25 protein-coding genes and 1 pseudogene are annotated in these 22,230 nt (G+C 39.9%); 4 read left to right on the forward strand and 22 right to left on the reverse strand.

The window, feature by feature from the left end:
• Window positions 1–105 precede the first annotated feature (105 nt).
• The 8 genes and pseudogenes from ACWPVF_RS05695 to ACWPVF_RS05730 all read right to left on the reverse strand — a co-directional run bounded on the left by ACWPVF_RS05695 (window position 106) and on the right by ACWPVF_RS05730 (window position 7,028).
• Window positions 106–924: pseudogene (locus ACWPVF_RS05695) on the reverse strand (aminoglycoside 6-adenylyltransferase).
• Window positions 914–1,462 carry a hypothetical protein gene (locus tag ACWPVF_RS05700; RefSeq protein WP_414307675.1) on the reverse strand — a complete coding sequence of 183 codons (549 nt, stop codon included), beginning with the start codon at window positions 1,460–1,462 and terminating at the stop codon, window positions 914–916. Before ACWPVF_RS05700 ends, ACWPVF_RS05695 begins: the two are co-directional and overlap by 11 nt.
• Window positions 1,463–1,727: 265 nt before the next feature.
• Window positions 1,728–2,270, reverse strand: coding sequence for a hypothetical protein (locus tag ACWPVF_RS05705; RefSeq protein WP_414307484.1), 543 nt, complete (start codon window positions 2,268–2,270; stop codon window positions 1,728–1,730).
• Complete coding sequence (locus ACWPVF_RS05710) at window positions 2,267–2,755, reverse strand: hypothetical protein (protein ID WP_454385151.1); 489 nt, start codon at window positions 2,753–2,755, stop codon at window positions 2,267–2,269. Before ACWPVF_RS05710 ends, ACWPVF_RS05705 begins: the two co-directional genes overlap by 4 nt.
• A gap of 49 nt (window positions 2,756–2,804) precedes the next feature.
• Window positions 2,805–4,748: a DNA topoisomerase IV subunit B gene (gene parE, locus ACWPVF_RS05715; protein ID WP_414307486.1), complete on the reverse strand. Its 1,944-nt coding sequence runs from the start codon at window positions 4,746–4,748 to the stop codon at window positions 2,805–2,807.
• A gap of 146 nt (window positions 4,749–4,894) precedes the next feature.
• The gene (locus ACWPVF_RS05720) at window positions 4,895–5,737 is read right to left on the reverse strand and encodes an amino acid ABC transporter substrate-binding protein (protein ID WP_414307487.1); all 843 of its coding nucleotides are present in this window, start codon (window positions 5,735–5,737) and stop codon (window positions 4,895–4,897) included.
• Between the two features lie 9 nt (window positions 5,738–5,746).
• Entirely contained in the window at window positions 5,747–6,376 is a 630-nt protein-coding gene (locus ACWPVF_RS05725; RefSeq protein ID WP_414307488.1) for an amino acid ABC transporter ATP-binding protein, read from the reverse strand.
• A gap of 10 nt (window positions 6,377–6,386) precedes the next feature.
• Entirely contained in the window at window positions 6,387–7,028 is a 642-nt protein-coding gene (locus ACWPVF_RS05730) for an amino acid ABC transporter permease (RefSeq protein WP_006151191.1), read from the reverse strand.
• Window positions 7,029–7,244: 216 nt separating this feature from the next.
• On the opposite strand from ACWPVF_RS05730, the gene plsY reads away from it, so the two are divergent.
• A complete protein-coding gene (plsY, locus tag ACWPVF_RS05735) occupies window positions 7,245–7,886 on the forward strand; it encodes a glycerol-3-phosphate 1-O-acyltransferase PlsY (RefSeq protein WP_414307489.1) in 642 nt (213 codons plus the stop codon).
• Window positions 7,887–7,916: 30 nt separating this feature from the next.
• Here plsY and ACWPVF_RS05740 read toward each other — a convergent pair whose 3' ends face one another.
• The 9 genes from ACWPVF_RS05740 to ACWPVF_RS05780 form a co-directional block, all read right to left on the reverse strand.
• Window positions 7,917–8,873 carry an ABC transporter permease gene (locus ACWPVF_RS05740; protein WP_045615115.1) on the reverse strand — a complete coding sequence of 319 codons (957 nt, stop codon included), beginning with the start codon at window positions 8,871–8,873 and terminating at the stop codon, window positions 7,917–7,919.
• Window positions 8,874–8,875: 2 nt separating this feature from the next.
• Entirely contained in the window at window positions 8,876–9,934 is a 1,059-nt protein-coding gene (locus ACWPVF_RS05745) for an ABC transporter permease (RefSeq protein WP_045615116.1), read from the reverse strand.
• A complete protein-coding gene (locus tag ACWPVF_RS05750; protein ID WP_045615117.1) occupies window positions 9,927–11,462 on the reverse strand; it encodes an ABC transporter ATP-binding protein in 1,536 nt (511 codons plus the stop codon). Before ACWPVF_RS05750 ends, ACWPVF_RS05745 begins: the two co-directional genes overlap by 8 nt.
• A gap of 144 nt (window positions 11,463–11,606) precedes the next feature.
• Entirely contained in the window at window positions 11,607–12,659 is a 1,053-nt protein-coding gene (locus ACWPVF_RS05755; RefSeq protein ID WP_045615118.1) for a BMP family lipoprotein, read from the reverse strand.
• A gap of 89 nt (window positions 12,660–12,748) precedes the next feature.
• On the reverse strand, window positions 12,749–13,138 hold the full coding sequence (locus tag ACWPVF_RS05760) for a cytidine deaminase (protein WP_045615119.1): 390 nt from the start codon (window positions 13,136–13,138) through the stop codon (window positions 12,749–12,751).
• Window positions 13,125–13,787, reverse strand: coding sequence for a deoxyribose-phosphate aldolase (gene deoC / locus ACWPVF_RS05765; protein ID WP_045615120.1), 663 nt, complete (start codon window positions 13,785–13,787; stop codon window positions 13,125–13,127). The genes ACWPVF_RS05760 and deoC overlap by 14 nt, the downstream gene beginning before the upstream one ends.
• Before the next feature lie 17 nt (window positions 13,788–13,804).
• The gene (locus ACWPVF_RS05770; RefSeq protein WP_414307491.1) at window positions 13,805–15,088 is read right to left on the reverse strand and encodes a pyrimidine-nucleoside phosphorylase; all 1,284 of its coding nucleotides are present in this window, start codon (window positions 15,086–15,088) and stop codon (window positions 13,805–13,807) included.
• Window positions 15,085–15,675 carry a class I SAM-dependent methyltransferase gene (locus ACWPVF_RS05775; protein WP_142321353.1) on the reverse strand — a complete coding sequence of 197 codons (591 nt, stop codon included), beginning with the start codon at window positions 15,673–15,675 and terminating at the stop codon, window positions 15,085–15,087. The genes ACWPVF_RS05770 and ACWPVF_RS05775 overlap by 4 nt, the downstream gene beginning before the upstream one ends.
• Before the next feature lie 107 nt (window positions 15,676–15,782).
• Window positions 15,783–16,061 carry a 1,4-dihydroxy-2-naphthoate prenyltransferase gene (locus tag ACWPVF_RS05780; protein ID WP_454385157.1) on the reverse strand — a complete coding sequence of 93 codons (279 nt, stop codon included), beginning with the start codon at window positions 16,059–16,061 and terminating at the stop codon, window positions 15,783–15,785.
• 123 nt (window positions 16,062–16,184) lie between these two features.
• On the opposite strand from ACWPVF_RS05780, the gene coaA reads away from it, so the two are divergent.
• The 3 genes from coaA to ACWPVF_RS05795 all read left to right on the forward strand — a co-directional run bounded on the left by coaA (window position 16,185) and on the right by ACWPVF_RS05795 (window position 17,989).
• A complete protein-coding gene (gene coaA, locus ACWPVF_RS05785) occupies window positions 16,185–17,105 on the forward strand; it encodes a type I pantothenate kinase (protein WP_045615125.1) in 921 nt (306 codons plus the stop codon).
• A 52-nt stretch (window positions 17,106–17,157) separates the two neighbouring features.
• Window positions 17,158–17,406: a 30S ribosomal protein S20 gene (gene rpsT / locus ACWPVF_RS05790; RefSeq protein WP_029689886.1), complete on the forward strand. Its 249-nt coding sequence runs from the start codon at window positions 17,158–17,160 to the stop codon at window positions 17,404–17,406.
• A 64-nt stretch (window positions 17,407–17,470) separates the two neighbouring features.
• Entirely contained in the window at window positions 17,471–17,989 is a 519-nt protein-coding gene (locus tag ACWPVF_RS05795; RefSeq protein ID WP_454385160.1) for a DNA topology modulation protein, read from the forward strand.
• Window positions 17,990–18,004: 15 nt separating this feature from the next.
• On the opposite strand, the gene deoD is transcribed toward ACWPVF_RS05795, so the two are convergent.
• The 5 genes from deoD to ACWPVF_RS05820 form a co-directional block, all read right to left on the reverse strand.
• A complete protein-coding gene (gene deoD, locus ACWPVF_RS05800; RefSeq protein ID WP_414307493.1) occupies window positions 18,005–18,715 on the reverse strand; it encodes a purine-nucleoside phosphorylase in 711 nt (236 codons plus the stop codon).
• A 200-nt stretch (window positions 18,716–18,915) separates the two neighbouring features.
• Window positions 18,916–19,626: a type 1 glutamine amidotransferase gene (locus ACWPVF_RS05805; RefSeq protein ID WP_454385803.1), complete on the reverse strand. Its 711-nt coding sequence runs from the start codon at window positions 19,624–19,626 to the stop codon at window positions 18,916–18,918.
• Window positions 19,627–19,630: 4 nt separating this feature from the next.
• Complete coding sequence (locus tag ACWPVF_RS05810) at window positions 19,631–20,440, reverse strand: purine-nucleoside phosphorylase (protein ID WP_454385162.1); 810 nt, start codon at window positions 20,438–20,440, stop codon at window positions 19,631–19,633.
• A complete protein-coding gene (locus ACWPVF_RS05815) occupies window positions 20,440–20,997 on the reverse strand; it encodes a DUF1697 domain-containing protein (RefSeq protein WP_414307495.1) in 558 nt (185 codons plus the stop codon). The genes ACWPVF_RS05810 and ACWPVF_RS05815 overlap by 1 nt, the downstream gene beginning before the upstream one ends.
• Before the next feature lies 1 nt (window position 20,998).
• Window positions 20,999–22,210 (reverse strand): phosphopentomutase, encoded by a 1,212-nt coding sequence (locus ACWPVF_RS05820; RefSeq protein ID WP_414256787.1) that lies wholly within the window; start codon window positions 22,208–22,210, stop codon window positions 20,999–21,001.
• Window positions 22,211–22,230: the final 20 nt, after the last annotated feature.

Raw genomic sequence — 22,230 nt, forward strand, 5'->3', positions numbered from 1 at the left:
TCAAAGAATATAGAGTAGTTTTTTATAGACGAAAGTGTTCAGTTACTTTATATAACTAAACTATCCTTTCTGTAGTTTAAATTGATAAATAGAGTTCTTTCTTTCTTAGTAATTAGGAAGTTTTGACTCAGCATACTCAATCATCTTCTCAGCTACTTCCCTATCGTAGTCAAAGCTCATCTTTTGGGCAAGTCTTTGAGCTTCTTGGTGGAAAAGTTACATCGTAGCAAATAAAGATTGAATGATTTTGTCTAAACTTGAGAAATCAAGTAGATTTGAGAATTCCTTCTCCTTCTCAGCAGGCAGGTAGTTAAAGAGGTACTTGTAGTTCTTACCGATGTCGACTACTCCTCTATCTCTTGCGACCTGCCAAGCCAAGATTTTCAAGAGTTCTTGCTGGCAAATACCGTAGAGATGGTCCGTTGTATAAATGAGCTGATCTCTTCGAATTCCCTTGACGACATAAGCCGATACCCACCAAAATTCATTGCAAGATGCTGCAAATTCCTCTTCGGTAGGTAGAGTAGTCCAATAGCGCTTCAGATTAGGCTGATACACTTCAAACAAACCTTTGTTGTCCTTTAAGACTTTAAAATCTGCCTCACTATCCACCCATTCTTGCATATGTTCTTTAGGACAGAGGGTTAGATCAATGCGATTACCATCCTCAAAGAGCATGAGAAATAGACGGCGATGTCCAAGAGTCACTTCTTGCTCTACGATACGTTTGCCGAACTGGTCCAACCAAGATAAATCCGAAATCAAATCTTCTAGATTATCAACAATATAGACCACATCATAGTCTTGAAATTTATCTGTTTGAATCTTTTGGTTTGTACGCGAACCAGATAGAGCCACAGCATCAACCTGTAACTTTTTAGCTATTTGTAAAATCAGGTCAAGCATTTCCTGGTCAGTTCTCATGTGGTTCATCCTCAGTTGCTTCTATGTTCTGAATAACAGGATCTTCTTTTCTTTGCTTAAGAAGCTTCTGAACTCTTTTTCTCTCTAACTCTCCGACTATAAATTGGATAGTCGAACCAATTCCTAAAACGATTAAAATAAAATAAAACAAATTAATATCGTTTCTATGGTATGTATTAAAGCTTCTAAATAATACAAAAGTATTTACTAATGAAAGAAGGAAAAGTAAAATAGCATTGAATCGAAGTATTATAGCGAACTTACTCTTAAAATACCTATAATGTTTTCCAATCCGATAGAGAGTATATAGTGAGAAAACAATCATCAAAGGGGTAAAAGCAAGTACATAAAATAGGATAAACCCTGTTCCTGAGTATGGTTTACTTTCCATGGGTAGATCTATTAGACAGATACCAATAGTGAGGATGTTCAATATAAACAAAGATACTGTGCGAGCACACTCTTTTCTACCTTTATTGGTCATTAAATCATATATAATTCCAAAAATAGCTAGGAGAACAAGGAAAAAAGGCAACATTAACAACGTAATCAATACCGCACCTCCAATAGTTTTAGCGATTGTTTACATACAAAAGATGATCGTCACCTTTACTTGAACTTCATAACTCCCCTGTCTGGTAAAGGTTATACCCTTCGTAATTATATGAAGCATCCACACCCTTAAAGAAACTGACCTGAGTAAGGTCATCCGTCAGATTATTGAGGAGGAGATACTTGAGTTCTTGCCAGCATCAACTTTTAAAGTTTTAACTGTTCCTAAAATCAGGTCAAGCATTTCCTTGTCAGTTCTCATGTGGTTCATCCTCAGTTGCCTCTAAGTTTTGAATAACAGCATCTTCATTTCTTTCCTTAAGAAGCTTCTGAACTCTTTTTCTTTCAAGTATCCAAAGTAGGAATTGAATTCCTGAAAAAAGGCCTTGCAAGAAAATAAGTATATAAATTTCTTTCGTTTCTCTAAAAAATACAAAAACATTTACAATTGAGAAGAGAAATATAATCGTCACGTTGCATATTAATATCCGAGCGAACTTACTAGGAAAATACTTGATGTGTTTGATACTTTTATAAAGAGTAGTAATCGCATAAGTTAAACTTAAAGGTATATGGGTTAGTAAATAAAATATCCTTAAAAATACTTCTAAGTAGGGGTCGTCTATAGACGGATTAAATAATACGAACACACCAATATTACACGCCATAAATACTAAGGAACTTAATGAGTTTGAATATTCTATTTCCTCTCTATTGGAGATTGCATCAAGAATTATACCAGCGATAACAATGATTTCGAAAAAGAAAAATATCATTATTAAAGAACTGTTCACTGTTCACCCTCCTTTGTCTTCTGAACTCTTTTTCTTTCAAGCTCTCCGACTATAAATTGAATGATAGAACTAATTACAAAAAAAGGTAGCAGCAACATAATTCCCATTTCTTCCGTCAGCATTAAAAATAGGAAATTAATAACTGAAAATATTTCTAAAAACCAGGCATTTAGCCTAAGAAGTTTTGAGTAACTACTAGGGTAATGTTTGAGATGTTTATTGCTCTTATAAATAGCTGTGAATCCAAAAGCTAAGCTAGCTGGTGTGAAAATAAAAATGTCAAAAGTATAGAATAGCAAACCTGCATAAGGATTGGATCTAAAAGGATTATCAAATAAAAAGACACAGGCGGTTACTATAGCTAATAGTAAGAATTCAAGAAAGCGAATTTTCTCAGGTTTTCCTTGTTTAGCTGTTATAAACATAACTGCACCTATAGCTAAAACTATCGCAAGAAAAGGAGTATGATACAATAAACTTATCATGATGTATACCTCTTTTAGAGAGCTAAGATTTTGAAGGAGGAAGATTTACTTAAAACACTGTTGCTTCTTCTAGCGTAAACTTAACATTGTCCTCAATCCACTTACGGCGTGGTTCGACCTTGTCTCCCATGAGGACGTTTACGCGGCGTTCAGCGCGTGCTAGGTCTTCAATCGTCACACGGATGAGAGTGCGGGTTTCTGGATTCATGGTTGTTTCCCAGAGTTGGTCCGCATTCATTTCACCAAGACCCTTGTAGCGTTGAAGGGTAGCACCTTTACCGAACTGCTTGCGAAGTTCTTCTAGCTCACTATCCGTCCATGCGTAGGCCACTTCTTCTTTCTTACCTTTCCCTTTTGACATCTTGTAAAGAGGTGGAAGGGCGATATAAACATGACCAGCCTCAACTAGTGGACGCATATAGCGGTAAAAGAAGGTTAAGAGAAGTGTTTGAATGTGGGCACCGTCGGTATCCGCATCGGTCATGATAATGATCTTGTCATAGTTGGCATCTTCAAGCGAGAAGTCTGCCCCTACACCAGCACCGATGGTATAAATCATGGTATTGATTTCTTCATTTTTCAGGATATCAGCCATCTTGGCCTTGGCTGTATTGATAACCTTACCACGAAGAGGCAAGATAGCTTGGAACTTGCGGTCACGACCTTGCTTAGCAGAACCACCGGCAGAGTCTCCCTCGACTAGGTAGAGTTCGTTCTTAGCTGGATTCTTAGACTGAGCTGGAGTTAATTTCCCAGAAAGCAAGCCCTTGTCTTTCTTATTTTTCTTACCATTTCGGCTTTCATCACGCGCCTTACGTGCTGCTTCACGAGCATCGCGAGCCTTGATAGCCTTACGAATCAGATTGGAAGCCAGTTCACCATTTTCCATAAGGAAGAAGGTCAACTTATCAGCCACAATCCCATCTACAACAGGACGAGCAAGCGGACTTCCTAGTTTATCCTTAGTCTGTCCTTCAAACTGCAAGTGTTCTTCGGGAACCAAGATAGAAAGAACGGCCGCTAATCCTTCACGATAATCAGAACCCTCTAGATTTTTATCTTTTTCCTTGAGAAGTCCTGTCTTACGAGCATAGTCATTCATAACCTTGGTAATGGCAGACTTGAGTCCTGTCTCATGCGTTCCACCGTCCTTAGTGCGAACATTATTGACAAAGGACAGGATGTTATCTGAAAATCCATCGTTATACTGGAGGGCTACTTCCACTTGAAAACCATTGTCTTCCCCTTCAAAGTAGAGAACTGGTGTCAAGGTTTCCTTGTCCTCGTTAAGGTAGGAAACAAAGTCCTGAACTCCATTCTCATAGTGGAACTCTATTGACTCGTCTGTTCGCTTATCCGTTAATGACAAGGTTACATTTTTCAAGAGAAAGGCAGACTCATTGAGACGCTCTGAAATGGTATTGTACTTGAAGTCTGTCGTAGAAAAGATACTAGCATCCGGCATGAAGGTCACTTTTGTACCGGTCTTAGACTTAGGTGCTGTGCCAACCTTTTCAAGAGTTGTTACGGGTTTCCCACCATTTTCAAAACGCTGTCTATAAACTGTTCCATCACGAGTAATTTCTACTTCCAGCCAACTAGAGAGGGCATTGACGACAGAAGATCCAACCCCGTGGAGACCACCAGATGTCTTGTAACCACCTTGTCCAAATTTTCCCCCAGCATGAAGGATGGTAAAGATAACCTCAACTGTCGGAATCCCCATAGCGTGCATACCAGTTGGCATCCCACGCCCATGGTCTTGAACCGTTAAACTTCCATCTTTATTAATCGTTACATCAATACGATCACCAAATCCAGATAAGGCTTCATCGACTGCATTATCGACAATTTCCCAGACTAGGTGATGGAGACCAGCACCATCGGTGGAGCCGATATACATTCCTGGACGTTTACGGACCGCATCCAACCCTTCTAGCACCTGAATGGCGTCATCATTATAATTGTTAATATTGATTTCCTTTTTTGACACAAGGAACCTCCTATTTGTTCATCTTTTCTATTTTACAGGTTTTCTAGGGATTTTGCAAAGTTTTTCTAGCTAAAAAACCTATTCCCAAGTCATTTTTAGCAAAACATCCCCCACCTCAATCCAAAAAAGAAACTAAGATATACATCTTAGTTTTCTTTTCCTTTAACCTGGTTTGTAGCCACATTTTCACCAAACCATTTCTTGCTTATTTCTTGGAATTTACCTTCTTGGTATAGTTCTTTAAAAGCTTTATTCAAATTTGCTAACAAGGTCTTATCAGCTGGTCTTACTCCAACTGCAAAGGACTCACTCTCAAAACCAGCTGGAAAAATCTCATACTGGTCTATGATTCCTTCAGTTTTAAGATAATAATTGGCATAAACACGGTCAATTAAAAGAGCATCTATCCGGTCATTTTGTAAGTCAATCAAGGCTTCATTAAAACTTTGATATTGGTTAGCCTTTTGATCTTTTACAATATTTTTCAAGAGTTCAGGCTGAGCTTCAAAGTCTAGATAGCCAGAAGAACCGGCCTGAGCACCTAAAACTTTCCCTGCCATATCAGACACTGATTGGATATTTTGTGATTTTTTTGAGACTAGAACCTGCTGATTTTCCATGTAGGGAATGGTAAAAGCTACCTTCTCACGACGTTCATCTGTCGCAGAATAGCCGTTCCAAATAGCATCAATAGTTCCATTTTGAAGCTCTGTTTCCTTCATATCCCAATCAATGGGTTGAAACTGGACCTTAAAGCCAAGTTTCTCAGAAACAGCTTGGGCTAGATCAATATCGAATCCAACATATTGCCCATTCTTTTCTTCAAAACCCATGGGAACAAAAGTATTGTCAAATCCTATGGTAATTGTTCCCTGTTGTTGATATTTTTCCCAATTATCTACTTTAGGATTGCTAGCTTTTTGCGTGCATCCTACAAGGAAAAAAGCCAGAAAGAATACCAAAACAAGGCTGATTTTCTTTCGATTCATAGACACCTCCTACTTAGGCTCTACTTTGAGAATTTGGTCAGCGATATTCTCTGCAAACTGGAGATCGTGGGTTACGACAATTTGAGTCATGCCTAATTCTCGATTTTGTAAAATCAGTTTCTCAACTTCGAGACGCAACTCTGGATCAAGGGCAGAAGTTGGTTCATCATACCCAATCACTTCTGGATCTATCATCATTGCACGTGCTAAGGCAACCCGTTGCTTCTGACCACCAGATAAAGAGTATGGATAAGCATCCGCGTGTGCTTCAAGACCTAGACGAGTTAGTAATTCTACCGCCTTCTTCTTAGCATCTGATCCAGACATACCCATAGTCTTGATTGGCGACAAAATCAAGTTCTCCATAACGGAAAGGTGCGGAAACAGCTGAAAATCTTGAAAAACAAATCCTAACAAGTGTCGTTTTTCAAGTTCATCCAAAGGTAGGGATTCTCCATTATAAAAAATCTCACCTGAATCAATGGTTTCAAGTCCAGCTAACATTCTAAGCAAGGTAGTCTTCCCACCACCAGAAGGTCCAACGATGGCCAAAATCTGCTTTTCAGGAATTGTTAAACTGAAATTGGATAAAATTTCTTTTTTTCCAAATTTTTTGCTGATATTTCTTAACTCTAACATGGATAACCTCCTATCTATAGTAGCTGAACTTTTTCTCAAGTTTCTTAGCTAGGATTGTAACAACACCAATCATTAGAAGATAGATAGCTCCCGCTAGAAACATCGGAATCAAACTAGCATCACGATTGGCCGCAGTTCGACTGGCTAGGATTAAATCTGAAATACCGAGTGCATATACCAAAGAAGTATCCTTAACCAAACTCATAACCTCGTTAAATACACTTGGTAGGACAATCTTGGTCACCTGTGGCAAGATAATGTAGCGAACGGTATCGATAGGATTAAATTTCAAAACCTTGGCTGCTTCGTATTGCCCCTGAGGAATGGTTGCAATCCCTCCACGGAATATTTCTGCAAAATAAGCTGCATAATTAAGCGTGAAGGCAATAATAGCCGCTGGTACTCGGTCAAGTCGAATTCCGATACTTGGCAGGACATAATAAATAAAAATCAACTGCAAAAGTAAGGGTGTTCCACGCATCACCCAGATATAAACATCAATCATGTAATGGAGGGGTTTCCAATGAACCTGTAAGCAAAAGGCAACCAAAATGCCTAAAGGGATTGAAAAGAGTAAGACCAGTGCAAAAACTTGTAAAGTCATTGTCGCACCGCTCAATAAACTTGGTAATATCTCGAATAAGTAAGACATACTCCACCTCCTAAAAATAATTGTTCCTATTATAGCATAAATAAACACAAAAGCAAGGATTTTCAGATATTTTCATGAATTTTTAAAACTTTTCATTGATTTCTAATAACAAAAGTACTCATAAGTATCTTTTTCTACTTATCTCAAGTATCAGATGTCACAGTTTGAGAAAAAATTTAGTTCGGATTCTCTTTCATTTCATGGTATAATAGAAACATGATGACAATAGTATTATTAATTTTAGCTTATTTATTAGGTTCAATCCCTTCAGGACTTTGGATTGGACAAGCCTTCTTTAATATCAATCTAAGAGAACATGGGTCCGGTAATACAGGAACGACCAATACTTTTCGAATCCTTGGGAAGAAAGCTGGTATGGCAACCTTTGCCATTGATTTCTTCAAAGGTACTTTGGCGACTCTACTTCCACTCATCTTCCAAGTGCAGGGAGTTTCACCTATCGTCTTTGGACTCTTAGCAGTAATTGGGCATACCTTTCCAATATTTGCCAAATTCAAGGGTGGCAAGGCTGTCGCTACTAGCGCTGGAGTCATTTTCGGATTTGCTCCTCTCTTTTGCCTTTACCTTGCAGTCATTTTCTTTGGAATCCTTTATCTGGGAAGTATGATTTCTCTCTCTAGTATTTCAGCTGCTATTGCTGCAATTATTGGCGTCCTTCTGTTTCCTCTATTTGGATTTATTTTAACTAGTTATAACCTACTCTTCACATTGATTATTATCGCTCTTGCAAGTCTAGTAATTGTACGACACAAGGACAACATTAAACGGATCCAAAGTAAAACAGAAAATCTCATTCCTTGGGGACTTAACATAACACACCAAGAACCAAAAAAATAAAACGTCAGTTGAAACTGACGTTTTTTTATATTATTTAGATTTGATATAGTTGATACCATCTGCCTTCGGTGCAACTGCTTTACCAAAGAAGGCTGCTAGTACGACAATGGTCAAAAGATATGGTGCAATTTGCAAGTAAACGGCTGGAACTCCTTGCAAGAAAGGAAGTTGAGAACCGATAACTGCTAAACTTTGTGATAGCCCAAAGAAGAGACTTGAAAGCATAGCACCAACAGGATTCCATTTACCGAAGATCATAGCAGCAAGTGCGATAAATCCAGGTCCGACGATAGTTGTAACTGAGAAGTTAACAGAAATTGACTGAGCGTAAATAGCTCCACCGATTCCTCCAAGGAATCCTGAAATCACAACTCCCAGATATCTCATCTTGTAGACATTAATCCCCAAAGTATCTGCTGCTTGTGGGTGTTCACCAACTGAACGAAGACGAAGTCCAAAGCGAGTCTTAAAGAGGATAAACCATGCTAAGAATGAGAAGGCAATTGCTAGATAACCAAGTAAACTTGTTGACTTAAAGAAGATATCTCCGATAACTGGGATATTAGCCAAAACAGGGAAATCAAAACGTCCAAAAGTTTGCGTTAAGTTGTCCGTTTGGCCCTTGTTATAAAGTACCTTCACCAAGAAAACTGCCAAGGCTGGCGCCATCAAGTTAAGTACGGTACCACTGACAACATGGTCTGCACGGAAATGAACTGTAGCTACTGCGTGAATGAGCGAGAAGATAGCTCCAACTAATCCACCAACTAAGAGAGCCAACCAAGGAGTTAGTGCTCCCAAATCTTGAGCAAATTCAAGGTTAAAAACAACTCCAGAAAAGGCACCCATGACCATGATTCCTTCAAGACCAACGTTAACAACTCCACCACGTTCGGAGAAAACTCCTCCGATACTTGTGAAAATAAGTGGTGCTGCATAAATCAACATTGAAGAAACCATAAGGGTTAACATTGTTGTAATCGACATCCTTATTTACCCCCTTTAAGTTGTTTTCTTGGTTTGACAAAGCGTTCGATGATGTAGTGAACGCTGACAAAGAAGATAATTGAGGCTGTAACGATACTTACAAGCTCAGATGGTACTTGTGCAGCATTCATACCAGGAGCACCTACTTGAAGAACACTGAAAAGGAAGGCTGCAAATAGAATTCCAACTGGTGAGTTTGAAGCAAGCAGACTTACCGCCATACCATTAAATCCAACTGCCAATGATGAACCTTGAACGTAGACGTTTTGGAAGGTACCAAGTCCTTCTACTGCTCCACCAAGTCCTGCAAGGGCACCAGAAATAATCATTGATAGAATAATGGTACGTTTGGCAGAAATACCTGCGTATTCAGAAGCATTCGGATTGAGACCAACTGCACGGATTTCAAAACCAAGAGTTGTTTTCTTGAGCAAGAACCATATAACCGCAACTGCTATGATAGCAAAGAAAATCCCTATGTTCATACGAGAGTTTCCTGTTAACTCAGCAAGCCAAGGTGTTTGATATGTTGCATTTGCACTTACTCGGATTGATGAGTCAGTACTTTGCATGATTTCTTTAGGGAAGTGGTGGATAAAGGCATTTCCCACATAAAGAACTATGTAGTTCATCATAATGGTTACGATAACTTCAGATGTTCCAAGATAGGCTCTTAAAACACCAGGAATGGCTCCAACGATTCCTCCAGCCACCAACGCAATGACAACTGTCGCAAGAATCAACAATGGACGTGGCAAATCTGGATTTGAAAGAGCGAACCAGCCACTCATAACCCAACCAGCGAGTGCTTGTCCTGGAAGCCCGACGTTAAAGAAACCAGCACGACTCGCAACTGCAAATCCGAGAGCAATCAAAATCAAAGGTCCCATGGCACGGAAGATTTCACCGATTCCTCGAACACTACCAAAGGCTGTGTAGAACAGTTCTTCATAACCCCAGATAGCATCGTAACCGAAAATCCACATGACGATGGCTCCGAGTAGAATTCCTAAAATAACAGAAATCAAGGGAACCGAAATTTGTTGTAATTTTTTAGACATCACTCTTCTCCTTTTCCAATTCACCACCAGCCATCAAGACTCCAAGCTCTTGCTTGTTGGTTGTTTCTGGCGTTACAATCCCTTGAATCTTACCATCATGGATAACGGCAATTCTATCTGAAACATTTAATATCTCATCTAGTTCAAAGCTGACTACGAGGACAGCTTTTCCATTATCACGTTCTTGAATCAAGCGTTTGTGAATGTACTCAATGGCACCGACGTCCAAACCACGAGTTGGTTGGCTGACGATGAGGAGATCAGGATTTCGATCAACTTCACGAGCGATAATTGCTTTTTGTTGATTTCCTCCAGAAAGAGCTGAGGCTGGAACAATCTCACTAGCAGCACGCACATCGAATTCTTGCATTAATTGCTTAGCGTACCCGATGATATTGGTATAATTTAAAATTCCCTTCTTACTAAGAGGTTCCTTATAGTAGGTTTGAAGAGCGATATTTTCAGAAATCATCATTTCCAAGACCAAACCATCACGGTGACGGTCTTCAGGAACGTGGCCCACACTCATTTCTGTAATTTGGCGAGGGTGTAAACCTACGATAGACTGGCCTTTCAACTCCACACTACCAGACTCAATCTTACGGAGTCCAGTGATAGCTTGGATCAATTCTGACTGTCCATTACCATCAATCCCAGCAATTCCGACAATCTCACCAGCTCGAACATCGAGTGAAAGATTTTTAACAGCAGGAACACCACGGTTTTCATTTACAACCAAGTCCTTAATAGAAAGAACAACTTCTTTTGGATGTGATGCTTCTTTAGCAGTTTTGAAAGAAACAGAACGTCCCACCATCATTTCTGCCAAGTCAGCATTAGTTGCACCAGCAATTTCAACTGTTTCGATAGATTTACCACGACGGATAACTGTAACACGGTCAGATACAGCACGAATCTCATCCAACTTATGGGTAATCAAGATAATTGATTTACCTTCTTTGACCAAGTTCTTCATGATAGCCATCAATTCATCAATTTCTGATGGTGTTAAAACAGCAGTCGGTTCGTCAAAGATAAGAATGTCTGCTCCACGATAGAGAGTCTTCAAAATCTCAACACGTTGTTGAGCTCCGACAGAGATATCCGCTACCTTAGCAGAGGGATCTACCGCCAAACCATAGCGTTCAGACAATTCATTGATTTCTCGAGTTGCGCGAGCAATATCTAGCACACCGTTTTTGGTCAATTCACTTCCCAAAATGATATTTTCAGCAACAGTGAAAGCTTCTACCAACATAAAGTGCTGGTGAACCATTCCAATTCCTAGGCTAGCTGCTTTTGACGGAGAGTCTAGTTTCACAGCTTGACCGTTAACCACAATTTCACCACTAGTTGGTTCAAGTAGCCCCGCTAGCATATTCATAAGCGTAGACTTCCCAGCTCCATTTTCTCCTAAAAGTGCATGAATCTCACCTTTGCGAAGTTCTAGGTTGATCTTGTCGTTAGCGACAAACTCGCCAAAAACCTTGGTAATTTCACGCATCTCAATGACATTTTCGTGTGCCATGTGCTCTTCCTTTCAGAGTTTTATTTTATTTCAATAAAACTTGTTAAAATGAAATCTTAACAAGCTCTATTGAGACAAAATTAATTTGCCCCAATTCTTAAAGAAGCGGCCCAAGGCCGCTTCCTAAGAAATGACTTCCATCAATTATTTTTCAGGAACTTTGATGCTACCATCAAGGATTTTAGCTTTTGCATCTTCAACAGCTTTTTTACCTTCTTCAGAAAGGTTAGTTACTGCCAAGTCAACACCTTTATCCTTCAACGAGTAAACGATAACTTGACCACCAGGGAATTCACCTTTTTCAGCCTTGTTTGAGATATCTTGAACGGTTGTTCCAACTTGTTTCAATGTAGAAGCAAGCACGAAGTTAGCTTCTTTACCGTCTTTAGAAGTATATTTACCTTCTTCAACTTGGTCACGGTCTACACCGATAACCCAAACTTTATCGCCTTCGTTTTTGCTTTCATTCAAAGATTTAGCTTCTGAGAAGACACCTGCACCAGTACCACCAGCTGCTTGATAGATTACGTCTGCTCCTGCAGCGTATTGAGCTGCAGCGATTGTTTTACCTTTAGCGGCATCACCAAATGAACCAGCGTAGTCTACTTGTACTTTGATAGATGGGTCAACTGACTCAACACCAGCTTTGAAACCAGCTGCGAAACGAGAAATAACTTCAGATTCCATACCACCTACAAAACCAACTTGTTTAGTTTTTGTAGTTTTAGCAGCTGCTACACCAGCAAGGTAAGCTGCTTCGTTGTCAGCAAATGTTACGCTGGCAACGTTCTTTTGATCTTTAATGACATCGTCAATCAAAACATAGTTTTTATCTGCGTGTTCTTTTGCTGCTTCTTCAACAGCGTTGTGAAGGGCAAAACCAACACCAAAAATCAAGTTGTAGCTTCCAGCTGCTTGGTTCAAGTTGTTAGCGTAGTCAGCTTCACTTGTTGATTGGAAGTAAGTAAAGCCATTATCTTTTGAAAGATTGTGCTCTTTACCCCAAGCTTGAAGCCCTTCCCAAGCTGATTGGTTGAATGATTTATCATCAACACCACCAGTATCTGTAACGATAGCTGCTTTTGTCTTCAAATCAGAAGATGAAGCTGCGTTACGAGAAGAGCGATTACCACATGCAGCAAGTCCAAATGCTGCTACTGCAACTAGACCAAGGCCTAGCCATTGTTTCTTGTTCATTACTGAACCTCCTAAATAAGATGCGCAACTAAGTTGCAAGTATGGATAGATTGGTCACAAGGACCTTGTCACTCAAGGAGTGACGCAGACTAATGCAAGTCTGTAAACGAATATGGAAGTAATTCCCCGACCGTCATCTCGACCGTCGTTTTATCTTTGGCGACTAGAGTCACCTTTAGATCTGGTTTAAAAAATTCGACCATGACTTGGCGACAAGCACCGCAAGGCGAAATAGGTTTCTCAGTTTCCCCATAGACAATCAATTCTGAAAACTCTCGTTGTCCTTCAGAAACTGCCTTGAAGATAGCAGTCCTTTCGCCACAGTTGGTCAAGGGATAGCTAGCATTTTCAATGTTAACCCCTGTATAGATACTTCCGTCCTTGGCTACCAAAACAGCGCCAATCGGAAAATGTGAGTAGGGGACATAAGCCTCTTTACTAGTCTCAATCGCTAAATCAATCAACTCAGTAGTCGCCATCAGCCAATTCTCCTTTGAGGATTGCGACACCAGAAGATGTTCCGATTCGTGTAGCCCCCGCTTCAACAAAGGCAACTGCATCTGCATAAGAACGAGCGCCACCAGCTGCCTTAACACCCATATCAGGTCCAACTGTCTGACGCATTAATTTTACATCTGGTAGTGTTGCGCCACCAGTTGAGAAGCCGGTAGAAGTTTTGACAAAGTCCGCTCCTGCTTTCTGAGCCAGTTGGCAAGCCAGAATTTTTTCCTCCTCTGTTAACAAACAAGCCTCAATAATGACCTTAACAAGTTTGTCTCCACTCGCTTCAACAACTGCTCGAATATCTGATTCAACCAAGTCCGCATAGCCTGATTTGAGTGCACCAACATTGATAACCATATCAATTTCATCTGCACCATTCTGAATAGCTTCTTTAGTTTCAAATGCTTTAACAGCTGACGTAGTTGCACCAAGAGGAAAGCCGACAACTGTACAAACCTTCACATCTGTATCTTCAAGTCCTGCCTTTGAGTGAGAAACCCAGCAAGGATTTACACAGACACTAGCAAAATCATAGTCTCTAGCTTCAGACAACAAACGATCGATTTGTTGTTCTGTCGCATCTTGCTTTAAAAGCGTATGATCAATGTATTTATTTAATTTCATTTCGGATTTTCCTTAAATCAGGAGATAATTTCTATAATTTCTCGTGTTTTTATCACTTCGTCACTTATTTTAATTTTAACATATTTTTGAAAATCTGTAACTAGTTCAGGAGAAATTTTGCCATTAGCATATACTTTTGCGACAATTTCACCCTTTTTGACTGAATCACCAATTTTCTTCTCAAAAACAATCCCAGTCTCATAGTCAAGAGCATCAGTTTTAACAGCACGACCAGCACCTAATCTCATGGCAAAAAGGCCGAACTCCATAGCTGGAAGAACTTCAATAATACCGTCTTCCTGGGCAGGAATTTCTACTATATGGTCCACTTTTACCGGTCGATAAAGATCGTCTAAATCCCCACCTTGAGCGATGACCATCTCTTCAAACTTCTTAAGTGCCTGACCATTTTCAAGATGTTGCCTTACTTCCTCGACTGTTTTTTCAACATTTGCCAGAGAAAGCATAATCTGAGCTAACTCACAGATAAAGTGGCTAATATCCTCGCGTCCTTTACCCTGAAGAATTTCTAGTGCTTCTAGAATTTCCAAGCGGTTCCCAATGGCACGTCCTAAAGGTTGACTCATATCCGTAATGACTGCTACTGTCTTACGGCCAACAGCCTTACCAAGGTTTACCATGGTTTGAGCCAATTCACGTGCCTCAGCAACTGTCTTCATAAAGGCACCCTCACCAACTGTAACATCCAGCAAAATAGCATCGGCTCCAGCAGCGATTTTTTTACTCATGACAGAACTAGCAATCAAAGGAATCGTATCAACTGTCGCAGTGACATCTCGTAGTGCATAGAGCAACTTATCCGCTTTGACTAGTTGGTCTGATTGACCGATAACTGAAACTCCAATATTCTGAACTTGTTTGATAAAGTAATCCTGACTGCGTTCGACTTGGAATCCTTTGATAGATTCTAGTTTATCAATCGTACCGCCAGTATGTCCTAGACCTCTACCACTCATCTTAGCTACTGGAACACCAAAACTAGCTACTAAGGGAGCTAAAATCAAAGTAACTTTATCTCCCACTCCACCAGTAGAGTGTTTATCAACCTTTATACCCTTAATAGCTGATAAATCAAATTCTTGACCTGTCTTCACCATATTCATGGTCAAGTCAGAAATCTCTCTAGTGGTCATGCCTTTAAAATAAACAGCCATGGCAAAAGCTGACATCTGGTAGTCAGGAACAGTTCCCGCGACATAACCTTCAATCAGCCATTGAATTTCGCTTGAGCTAAGTTCTTGCCCATCTCTTTTTTTCTGGATTAGGTCTACTGCTCTCATTCTTTCACACTTCTAAGGATATAATATCCCTTATCTTTCTTTACAACTTCGCAATTGCCAAAAACTTCTTCCATCTTGTTTTTGGCACTTGGAGCTCCTTGTTTTTTTTGAATAACGATGGTCAAATCACCACTATCTACGAGATAGTTAATACTCTTCTCGATAATTTCATGGACGACTTGCTTCCCTGCACGAATAGGCGGATTCGAAATGACATGATCAAATTGTCCTTCTACTTGCTCATAAATATTGGACTGAAAAATAGTCGCTTGAACCTTGTTCTTTACTGCATTTTGTTGCGCCAAATCCAGAGCACGATTATTGATATCAACCATGGTCGCTTGGACACCATAAGCCTTGACTAAAGACAAGCCAATAGGACCGTAGCCACAACCAACATCCAGAATTTTTTCACCTTTTTCGACATCGAGACATCTTAACAACAACTGACTTCCGAAATCAATCATTTTTTTACTAAAGACACCAGCATCTGTCAAAAATATCATCTTTTGCCCAAGTAGCTCAACTCTAAGTTCATGAACATCATGGGCCGCATCTGGATTTTCTGCATAATACATTTTACTCATAGTTTCATTTTACCACATAAATAAGTTAATTGTAAATCGTTTACATGACAACAAAGGCTTTTGTTTGCCATTGATTTATTAAAAAATAGTATAAGTTACCTAATCCCTTAGGGGCCAAGCAAGTAAGAACCCAATGCCATAGTGATAGCAAAGGAAAAAATACAGGCTAGACCAAAGAAGAAAAGCCACCATTTTCTTGTTAAAATGGTGAGAATCAAGTAAATAAAACCAATAATTGGTAGCAAGAATAACAAGACAAAGGCAGACCAACTATAGGTTTGACTTCCTAAAGTCACAGTAAACTCAATCAAAGTCGGAGATAACCACAGAATCACAACCAGTAAGCTAGCCAGTTTTATAAATTTATCACTCACTACTAGTCTCATAACATCACCTCTTTTGATTGCTATACTACTTATATTTTAACAAAGAAAGCGCTTTTTCTCAAATGATTCAGATGTCTTTCTCTGTAAATTATGGTATACTGAGATATCAAACGAGGAAATTTTATGACCAACGAATTTTTACATTATGAAAAAATCAGCCGAGGAACTTGGCAATCATTACATCGTAAGACAACACCTCCTTTAACCGAGGAGGAATTAGATTCGATTAAGAGTTTCAATGACCAGATCAGTCTCCAAGATGTAACAGATATTTATCTACCGCTGGCTCACCTTATTCAAATCTACAAACGTTCCAAGGAAGATCTAGCCTTTTCAAAGGGAATTTTTCTCCAAAGAGAGAGTAAAAATCAGCCTTTTATTATCGGGATTTCAGGTAGTGTAGCAGTCGGAAAGTCAACTACTAGTCGACTCTTACAAATTCTGCTTTCTCGTATTTTTCCAGAAGCAAGTGTTGAATTAGTTACGACTGATGGTTTTCTCTATCCTAATAGCATCTTAAATGAGCGCAACATTCTAAATAGAAAAGGTTTCCCTGAGAGCTATGATATGGAAGCTCTACTTAATTTTCTTGACCAACTTAAAAACGGGCAAGATGTTGACATTCCTGTTTATTCTCACGAAATCTATGATATCGTACCTGATAAAACACAAAGAGTTCAAGCAGCGGATTTTGTCATCGTAGAGGGTATCAACGTCTTTCAAACCCCTCATAACAGCCGTCTTTACATTACAGACTTCTTTGATTTTTCAATCTACGTAGATGCTGCAGTTGAGGATATCGAGAGTTGGTATTTGGACCGTTTCTTAAAACTTCTCAGTTTTGCACAAGATGATCCAAGCAACTATTACTATCGCTTCACCCAACAACCAATCAGCGAAGTCAAAGATTTTGCTCATCAGGTTTGGACTAGTATTAATTTAACCAATCTACAAAACTATATTGAACCGACTAGAAATCGGGCAGAAGTCATTCTTCATAAATCTAAAAATCATGAAATTGATGAAATTTATTTAAAAAAGTGATTTCCCCTTGTCAAAATAATAGTTTTCAGATATAATGGTATAGTTAGTAAATATGGAGGTAAGAACATTGGCAAACATTAAATCAGCTATCAAACGCGCTGAATTGAACGTTAAACAAAACGAAAAGAACTCAGCTCAAAAATCAGCTATGCGTACTGCTATCAAAGCTTTTGAAGCAAACCCATCTGAAGAACTTTACCGTGCTGCTAGCTCAGCCATCGATAAAGCAGAAACTAAAGGTTTGATCCACAAGAATAAAGCTAACCGTGATAAAGCACGTCTTGCAGCTAAACTTGGTTAATCAAGAACCGCATACGAAATGAGCTCTTCGGAGCTTTTTTTGTGCCATATTTTGGGAGCATATCATGAAAATAGCAATTATCGGATATTCTGGTTCAGGCAAATCTACCCTGACTGAAAAACTTTCCAACTACTACTCCATCCCAAAACTCCACATGGATACCCTACAATTTCAACCTGGATGGAATGATAGCGACCACGATTGGATGTTAAATGAAATGGGGACTTTCCTTACTGAACATGAGGATTGGGTCATTGATGGTAACTACTCTTGGTGTTGCTATGAGGAAAGAATGAAGCAGGCTGACCAGATTATCTTTCTAAACTTTTCAGCTTGGAACTGCTTGTATAGAGCCTTTATGCGTTATCTTAAATATAGAGGAAAAGTTAGAGAGAGTATGGCAGACGGTTGTCCTGAACAATTTAACTGGGAATTTATCCGATGGATTCTTTGGGACGGTCGTAGTCCCTCTCACAAGGCACATTATCAAAAAATCTGCCTTGACTATGCGGATAAAATCACGATTATTAACAATCAAAAAGAACTTGACCGTTTTCTTCATAAAAAAGAGGTTTCCCTTTAAAGGAAACCTTTTTTCTTATTCTGCAATCAAGGTCTCTAAACCAACCTTCATCATATCTGTGAAAGTATTTTGACGTTCTTCAGCAGTTGTGTCCTCATCTGGATTGACCAAGCTATCAGAAATGGTCATAATGGCAAGGGCATCCACATGGTGTTGAGCAGCAAGGTAGTATAGTGCTGCCGCTTCCATTTCCACAGCTTTTACACCCCATTTACCAAGTTCAATGTTCTTTTCAAAGTAGTTTGAATAGAAGACATCAGAAGACAAGACATTTCCGACATGGGTCGTCATACCGAGGTCTTTGGCAATGTGGTAAGCTTTATCTAGCAAATCAAAGCTAGCGATTTGTGGGAAATCGTATTGAGGCCAGTCGTTTCGGATGATGTTTGAGTTGGTTGCAGCTGCTTGTGCCAAGACCAATTCACGAACATGCACATTCTCATTCAAAGAACCAGCAGTCCCCACACGGATCAATTTCTTCACACCGTAGTCAACAATAAGCTCACGCGCATAGATAGAGATCGATGGCATTCCCATTCCAGTACCCATGACAGATACACGCTGACCTTTGTAAGTCCCTGTGTAACCAAACATGTTACGGACTTCATTGAAGCATACAGCATCTTCAAGGAAGTTCTCAGCGATAAATTTCGCACGAAGAGGATCTCCAGGAAGAAGAATTTTATCAGCAATTTCACCTTGCTTAGCAGCAATATGGATAGACATAATATAAGATACCAAACCCGTCAAAAAGCGAATGGAAAATAAGAGTTAGGCGCAGTGAGCGATGCTCGCTAGACCAACTATCTTTTTACCACTGCTTTTAGGGTGGGTTCAATTCCTTTCTTTCTTAATTTTGATGATTTAGAGGAGAGTAACCATTATTCAGTTCAGCGAATACGGTTAACCCATCCTCTCATTTTTATTTAATTTGTTAATGAATCCAAAAATGCATAGAGTTTTGCATTCATTTCTCGATAAGCATAGTTACGAATAGCTTTAGGCTTTTGAACAAAGGTTAATTTTGAACTTTGTTCTTTTAAAACTTCTTCACCGTCAGTAGCAATCAAGAGATCAACTGCTTCTGAATCAAATTCCAAGTGGGCTTGGAAGGCATAGTGTTTAGGACTGAAGCGAATAATCTGACGTGGACACCCTTGACTGGTCGCAAGAACAACAGCATCTTCTGTCAATCCTGGCATATCGCCATGCCAGTGTCCTGTATTTAGAGTCGGTCCAAGAACTTTGACATGTTCATCTTTTAAACCAGCTTCAGTAAGCGTTATTGGATAAACCCCAATCTCACGTTCTGGACTGTGCTCATACTTTGCACCATAGGCAACAGATAAGAGCTGGGCACCAAGACAGACCCCAACAATATAGATATCTGCAGCTATCGCTTCTTTCATAAAAGCAAGCTCAGACTTAGGATCGTAGTATGGAAAAGCTTCTCGATCTTCATCTGGCGATTGAGGTCCTCCCATCACAATCAGAAAATCAATTCCGTCAATAGTTTCCGGAAGAAGTTCTTTTTCGTAAACCTTGGTTGTGGTCACCTGATGACCACGCTCCTGCGCCCATTTTAGATAAGCGCCCGGCACTTCAAAGGTTTCATGTAAAATAAAGTGAACTCTCATGGCATTACAATTCAGCAAGAATCGCTTTTAGCAAGCCCTTGAAGTCGCCTTTGACACGTTCTGTCACTTCTACTACTTCTTCATGGTTAAGCTCTTCTTGGAAACCAGCCGCAAAGTTGGTAATACATGAAATACCAAGAACCTTCAAGCCAGAGTGTGCTGCAACGATGACTTCTGGAACAGTTGACATTCCGACAGCATCTGCCCCAAGTGTCTTATACGCACGAATTTCAGCTGGAGTTTCATAAGTTGGACCAGTCACACCAATATAGACACCATCATCCAATTTAATACCAAGATTGTCAGCCACTTGATGAGCAGTCTTACGGTATTCTGGAGTGTAGGCTTTTGACATATCTGGGAAACGTGGACCGAAGTCATCCAAGTTTTCACCAATCAATGGGTTTTGACCAGTCATGTTAATGTGGTCAGTGATAGCCATCAAGGTACCAGGTCCAAAGCCGATACCACCAGCAGCGTTGGTTACAAGAACCCCTGCACATCCCAACACTTTCATGACACGAACTGGGAAAGTAACAACTTCAAGCGGATTTCCTTCGTAGAAGTGGAAACGTCCTTGTAGAGCCAAGACCTTACGTCCTGCAAGCTCTCCGTAGACCAATTTACCAGCGTGTCCAACAACTGTTGAACGACCCCAGTTTGGAATTTCAGCGTAGTCTACAACAACTGGATTTTCGATTTCTTCAGCTAATTCACCAAGTCCTGAACCAAGGATTAAACCGAACTCTGGCGCCTCTACTCCCTTTTCTTTCAAGAAAGCAGCTGTTTCATTGATTTTTGCTAATAATGTCATTATCTGTCTCCTTCATAATTTTTTAGCAATTGACCGATTTTGTCAAAGGTATTCGCGTTACGAATAGTAATCTTGCGATAGAAAGGCAGCTTCAGCAGTTGCTTGTGGTAGGCTGTTTTAGCGTAGGTTTCTTCTGACAATTTACCCCAGAAGATTCCATGCTTTCCGAAATGAAGAACTTCATCTAGAAGTTGTAGAGTTTTCACTTTCTCTACAACTGTTTCTACATGTAATCCTTCTGTATAAAAGAGAACATCCTTTCGAGCCATTTCTTGGAACCACCAATCCGGAAGAGTTCTAATCTCCTCTTCATAGTCTTCTTGAGACACCAAGGAAAAACTTTTGATAAATGGATAATATTCTTCAAAGAAGCCCTGCAGACTCTCAACTAACTGAGTTCTAGCCTTACTGCTATCAAAGAAAACATTGCCACTATTAATGTAAGTTTCAACATTTTCTAATCCCAACTCTGCCAATTCCTGACGTAGTTGAGCCATCACTACCTTATTCTTTCCACCAACATTGATTCCTCTTACGAGAAGAGCGTAGCGAGTCATATTAAACTAATTGATCTAGGAAGCTCTTACCAATCATGGCAGTTTCAACGCCAAAATTATCAGCAATAGTTGCTGAGATATCAGCGAAGTTTCCGACTGGAATTAGACCACTTCCTTTAAAGGATGGGCTGTATGCCAAGAGTGGGATATATTCACGAGTATGGTCAGTACCAGCATAGGTTGGATCGTTCCCATGGTCAGCAGTAATCAAAAGAAGATCATCTTCTCTCATTGCTGCCATAATTTCTGGCAATCGCTCATCAAACTCATGCAAGCAATCACGGTACCCGTGTGGATCACGACGGTGTCCATATAGGGCATCGAAGTCAACCAAGTTAGTGAATGAGAAGCCATGTTTAAAGTCTTCTGATTTCATAGCCTTGATCAAGTTGTCAATTCCGTGGCTGTTTGATTTGTTGTGACCCATATCGTGGTTGATACCTGCACCATTGAAGATATCATTAATCTTACCAACCGCATAAGTATCAATACCGGCTTCATTCAATTTGTCCAAAACAGTTGGCGCAAATGGTGATACAGCCAAGTCACGACGATTGGCAGTACGTGTGAAGTTTCCTGGCTCCCCAACGTATGGGCGAGCAATGATACGTCCTAGAAGAGCCGGACGTTCCAACGTAATGGAACGAGCGTATTCACAAATACGGTACAATTCATCCAAAGGAATGATGTCTTCGTGGGCTGCAATTTGAAGAACTGGGTCAGCTGAAGTATAGATAATCAACTCACCAGTTTCCATTTGGCGTGGTCCGAAATCATCAATAACAGCTGTACCAGAATAAGGTTTGTTAGCTTCACGAATAACCTTACGGCCTGAAAATTCTTCAATCTTTGTGATAATTTCTTCAGGGAAGCCATTCCAGAAAGTATCAAATGGTTCTGTGATATTAAGTCCCATGATTTCCCAGTGACCGGTCATGGTATCTTTTCCAAGAGAAACTTCCTCTAGCTTAGTCGCATAACCAGTAGGGTTGCTTTCAGCTGGAACAGTCTTCAATGGTGTTTCACGAGGGATGTTTCCAAGACCAAGTTTTGCCATATTTGGTACATCCAAACCTACAGCTTTTGAAATGTGTCCAAGTGTGTCTGCAGCCCCGTCTGGCACTCCTGCATTGACAAAGTTATTAGCATCTGGCGCTGCACCAATCCCTACAGAATCCAATACTACCAAGTGAATACGATTAAATTTTGTCATAGTGTGTCTCCTTATTGTTT

It is taken from the genome of Streptococcus sp. Marseille-Q7087, from assembly GCF_965111935.1.

Coding starts and splice junctions, on each gene's coding strand:
- ACWPVF_RS05700 (WP_414307675.1), bottom strand. CDS start 1,462: ATGTTGCCTTTTTTCCTTGTTCTCCTAGCTATTTTTGGAATTATATAT.
- ACWPVF_RS05710 (WP_454385151.1), bottom strand. CDS start 2,755: ATGATAAGTTTATTGTATCATACTCCTTTTCTTGCGATAGTTTTAGCT.
- ACWPVF_RS05720 (WP_414307487.1), bottom strand. CDS start 5,737: ATGAATCGAAAGAAAATCAGCCTTGTTTTGGTATTCTTTCTGGCTTTT.
- ACWPVF_RS05725 (WP_414307488.1), bottom strand. CDS start 6,376: ATGTTAGAGTTAAGAAATATCAGCAAAAAATTTGGAAAAAAAGAAATT.
- ACWPVF_RS05730 (WP_006151191.1), bottom strand. CDS start 7,028: ATGTCTTACTTATTCGAGATATTACCAAGTTTATTGAGCGGTGCGACA.
- plsY (WP_414307489.1), top strand. CDS start 7,245: ATGATGACAATAGTATTATTAATTTTAGCTTATTTATTAGGTTCAATC.
- ACWPVF_RS05740 (WP_045615115.1), bottom strand. CDS start 8,873: ATGTCGATTACAACAATGTTAACCCTTATGGTTTCTTCAATGTTGATT.
- ACWPVF_RS05745 (WP_045615116.1), bottom strand. CDS start 9,934: ATGTCTAAAAAATTACAACAAATTTCGGTTCCCTTGATTTCTGTTATT.
- ACWPVF_RS05750 (WP_045615117.1), bottom strand. CDS start 11,462: ATGGCACACGAAAATGTCATTGAGATGCGTGAAATTACCAAGGTTTTT.
- ACWPVF_RS05755 (WP_045615118.1), bottom strand. CDS start 12,659: ATGAACAAGAAACAATGGCTAGGCCTTGGTCTAGTTGCAGTAGCAGCA.
- ACWPVF_RS05760 (WP_045615119.1), bottom strand. CDS start 13,138: ATGGCGACTACTGAGTTGATTGATTTAGCGATTGAGACTAGTAAAGAG.
- deoC (WP_045615120.1), bottom strand. CDS start 13,787: ATGAAATTAAATAAATACATTGATCATACGCTTTTAAAGCAAGATGCG.
- ACWPVF_RS05770 (WP_414307491.1), bottom strand. CDS start 15,088: ATGAGAGCAGTAGACCTAATCCAGAAAAAAAGAGATGGGCAAGAACTT.
- ACWPVF_RS05775 (WP_142321353.1), bottom strand. CDS start 15,675: ATGAGTAAAATGTATTATGCAGAAAATCCAGATGCGGCCCATGATGTT.
- ACWPVF_RS05780 (WP_454385157.1), bottom strand. CDS start 16,061: ATGAGACTAGTAGTGAGTGATAAATTTATAAAACTGGCTAGCTTACTG.
- coaA (WP_045615125.1), top strand. CDS start 16,185: ATGACCAACGAATTTTTACATTATGAAAAAATCAGCCGAGGAACTTGG.
- rpsT (WP_029689886.1), top strand. CDS start 17,158: ATGGAGGTAAGAACATTGGCAAACATTAAATCAGCTATCAAACGCGCT.
- ACWPVF_RS05795 (WP_454385160.1), top strand. CDS start 17,471: ATGAAAATAGCAATTATCGGATATTCTGGTTCAGGCAAATCTACCCTG.
- deoD (WP_414307493.1), bottom strand. CDS start 18,715: ATGTCTATCCATATTGCTGCTAAGCAAGGTGAAATTGCTGATAAAATT.
- ACWPVF_RS05805 (WP_454385803.1), bottom strand. CDS start 19,626: ATGAGAGTTCACTTTATTTTACATGAAACCTTTGAAGTGCCGGGCGCT.
- ACWPVF_RS05810 (WP_454385162.1), bottom strand. CDS start 20,440: ATGACATTATTAGCAAAAATCAATGAAACAGCTGCTTTCTTGAAAGAA.
- ACWPVF_RS05815 (WP_414307495.1), bottom strand. CDS start 20,997: ATGACTCGCTACGCTCTTCTCGTAAGAGGAATCAATGTTGGTGGAAAG.
- ACWPVF_RS05820 (WP_414256787.1), bottom strand. CDS start 22,210: ATGACAAAATTTAATCGTATTCACTTGGTAGTATTGGATTCTGTAGGG.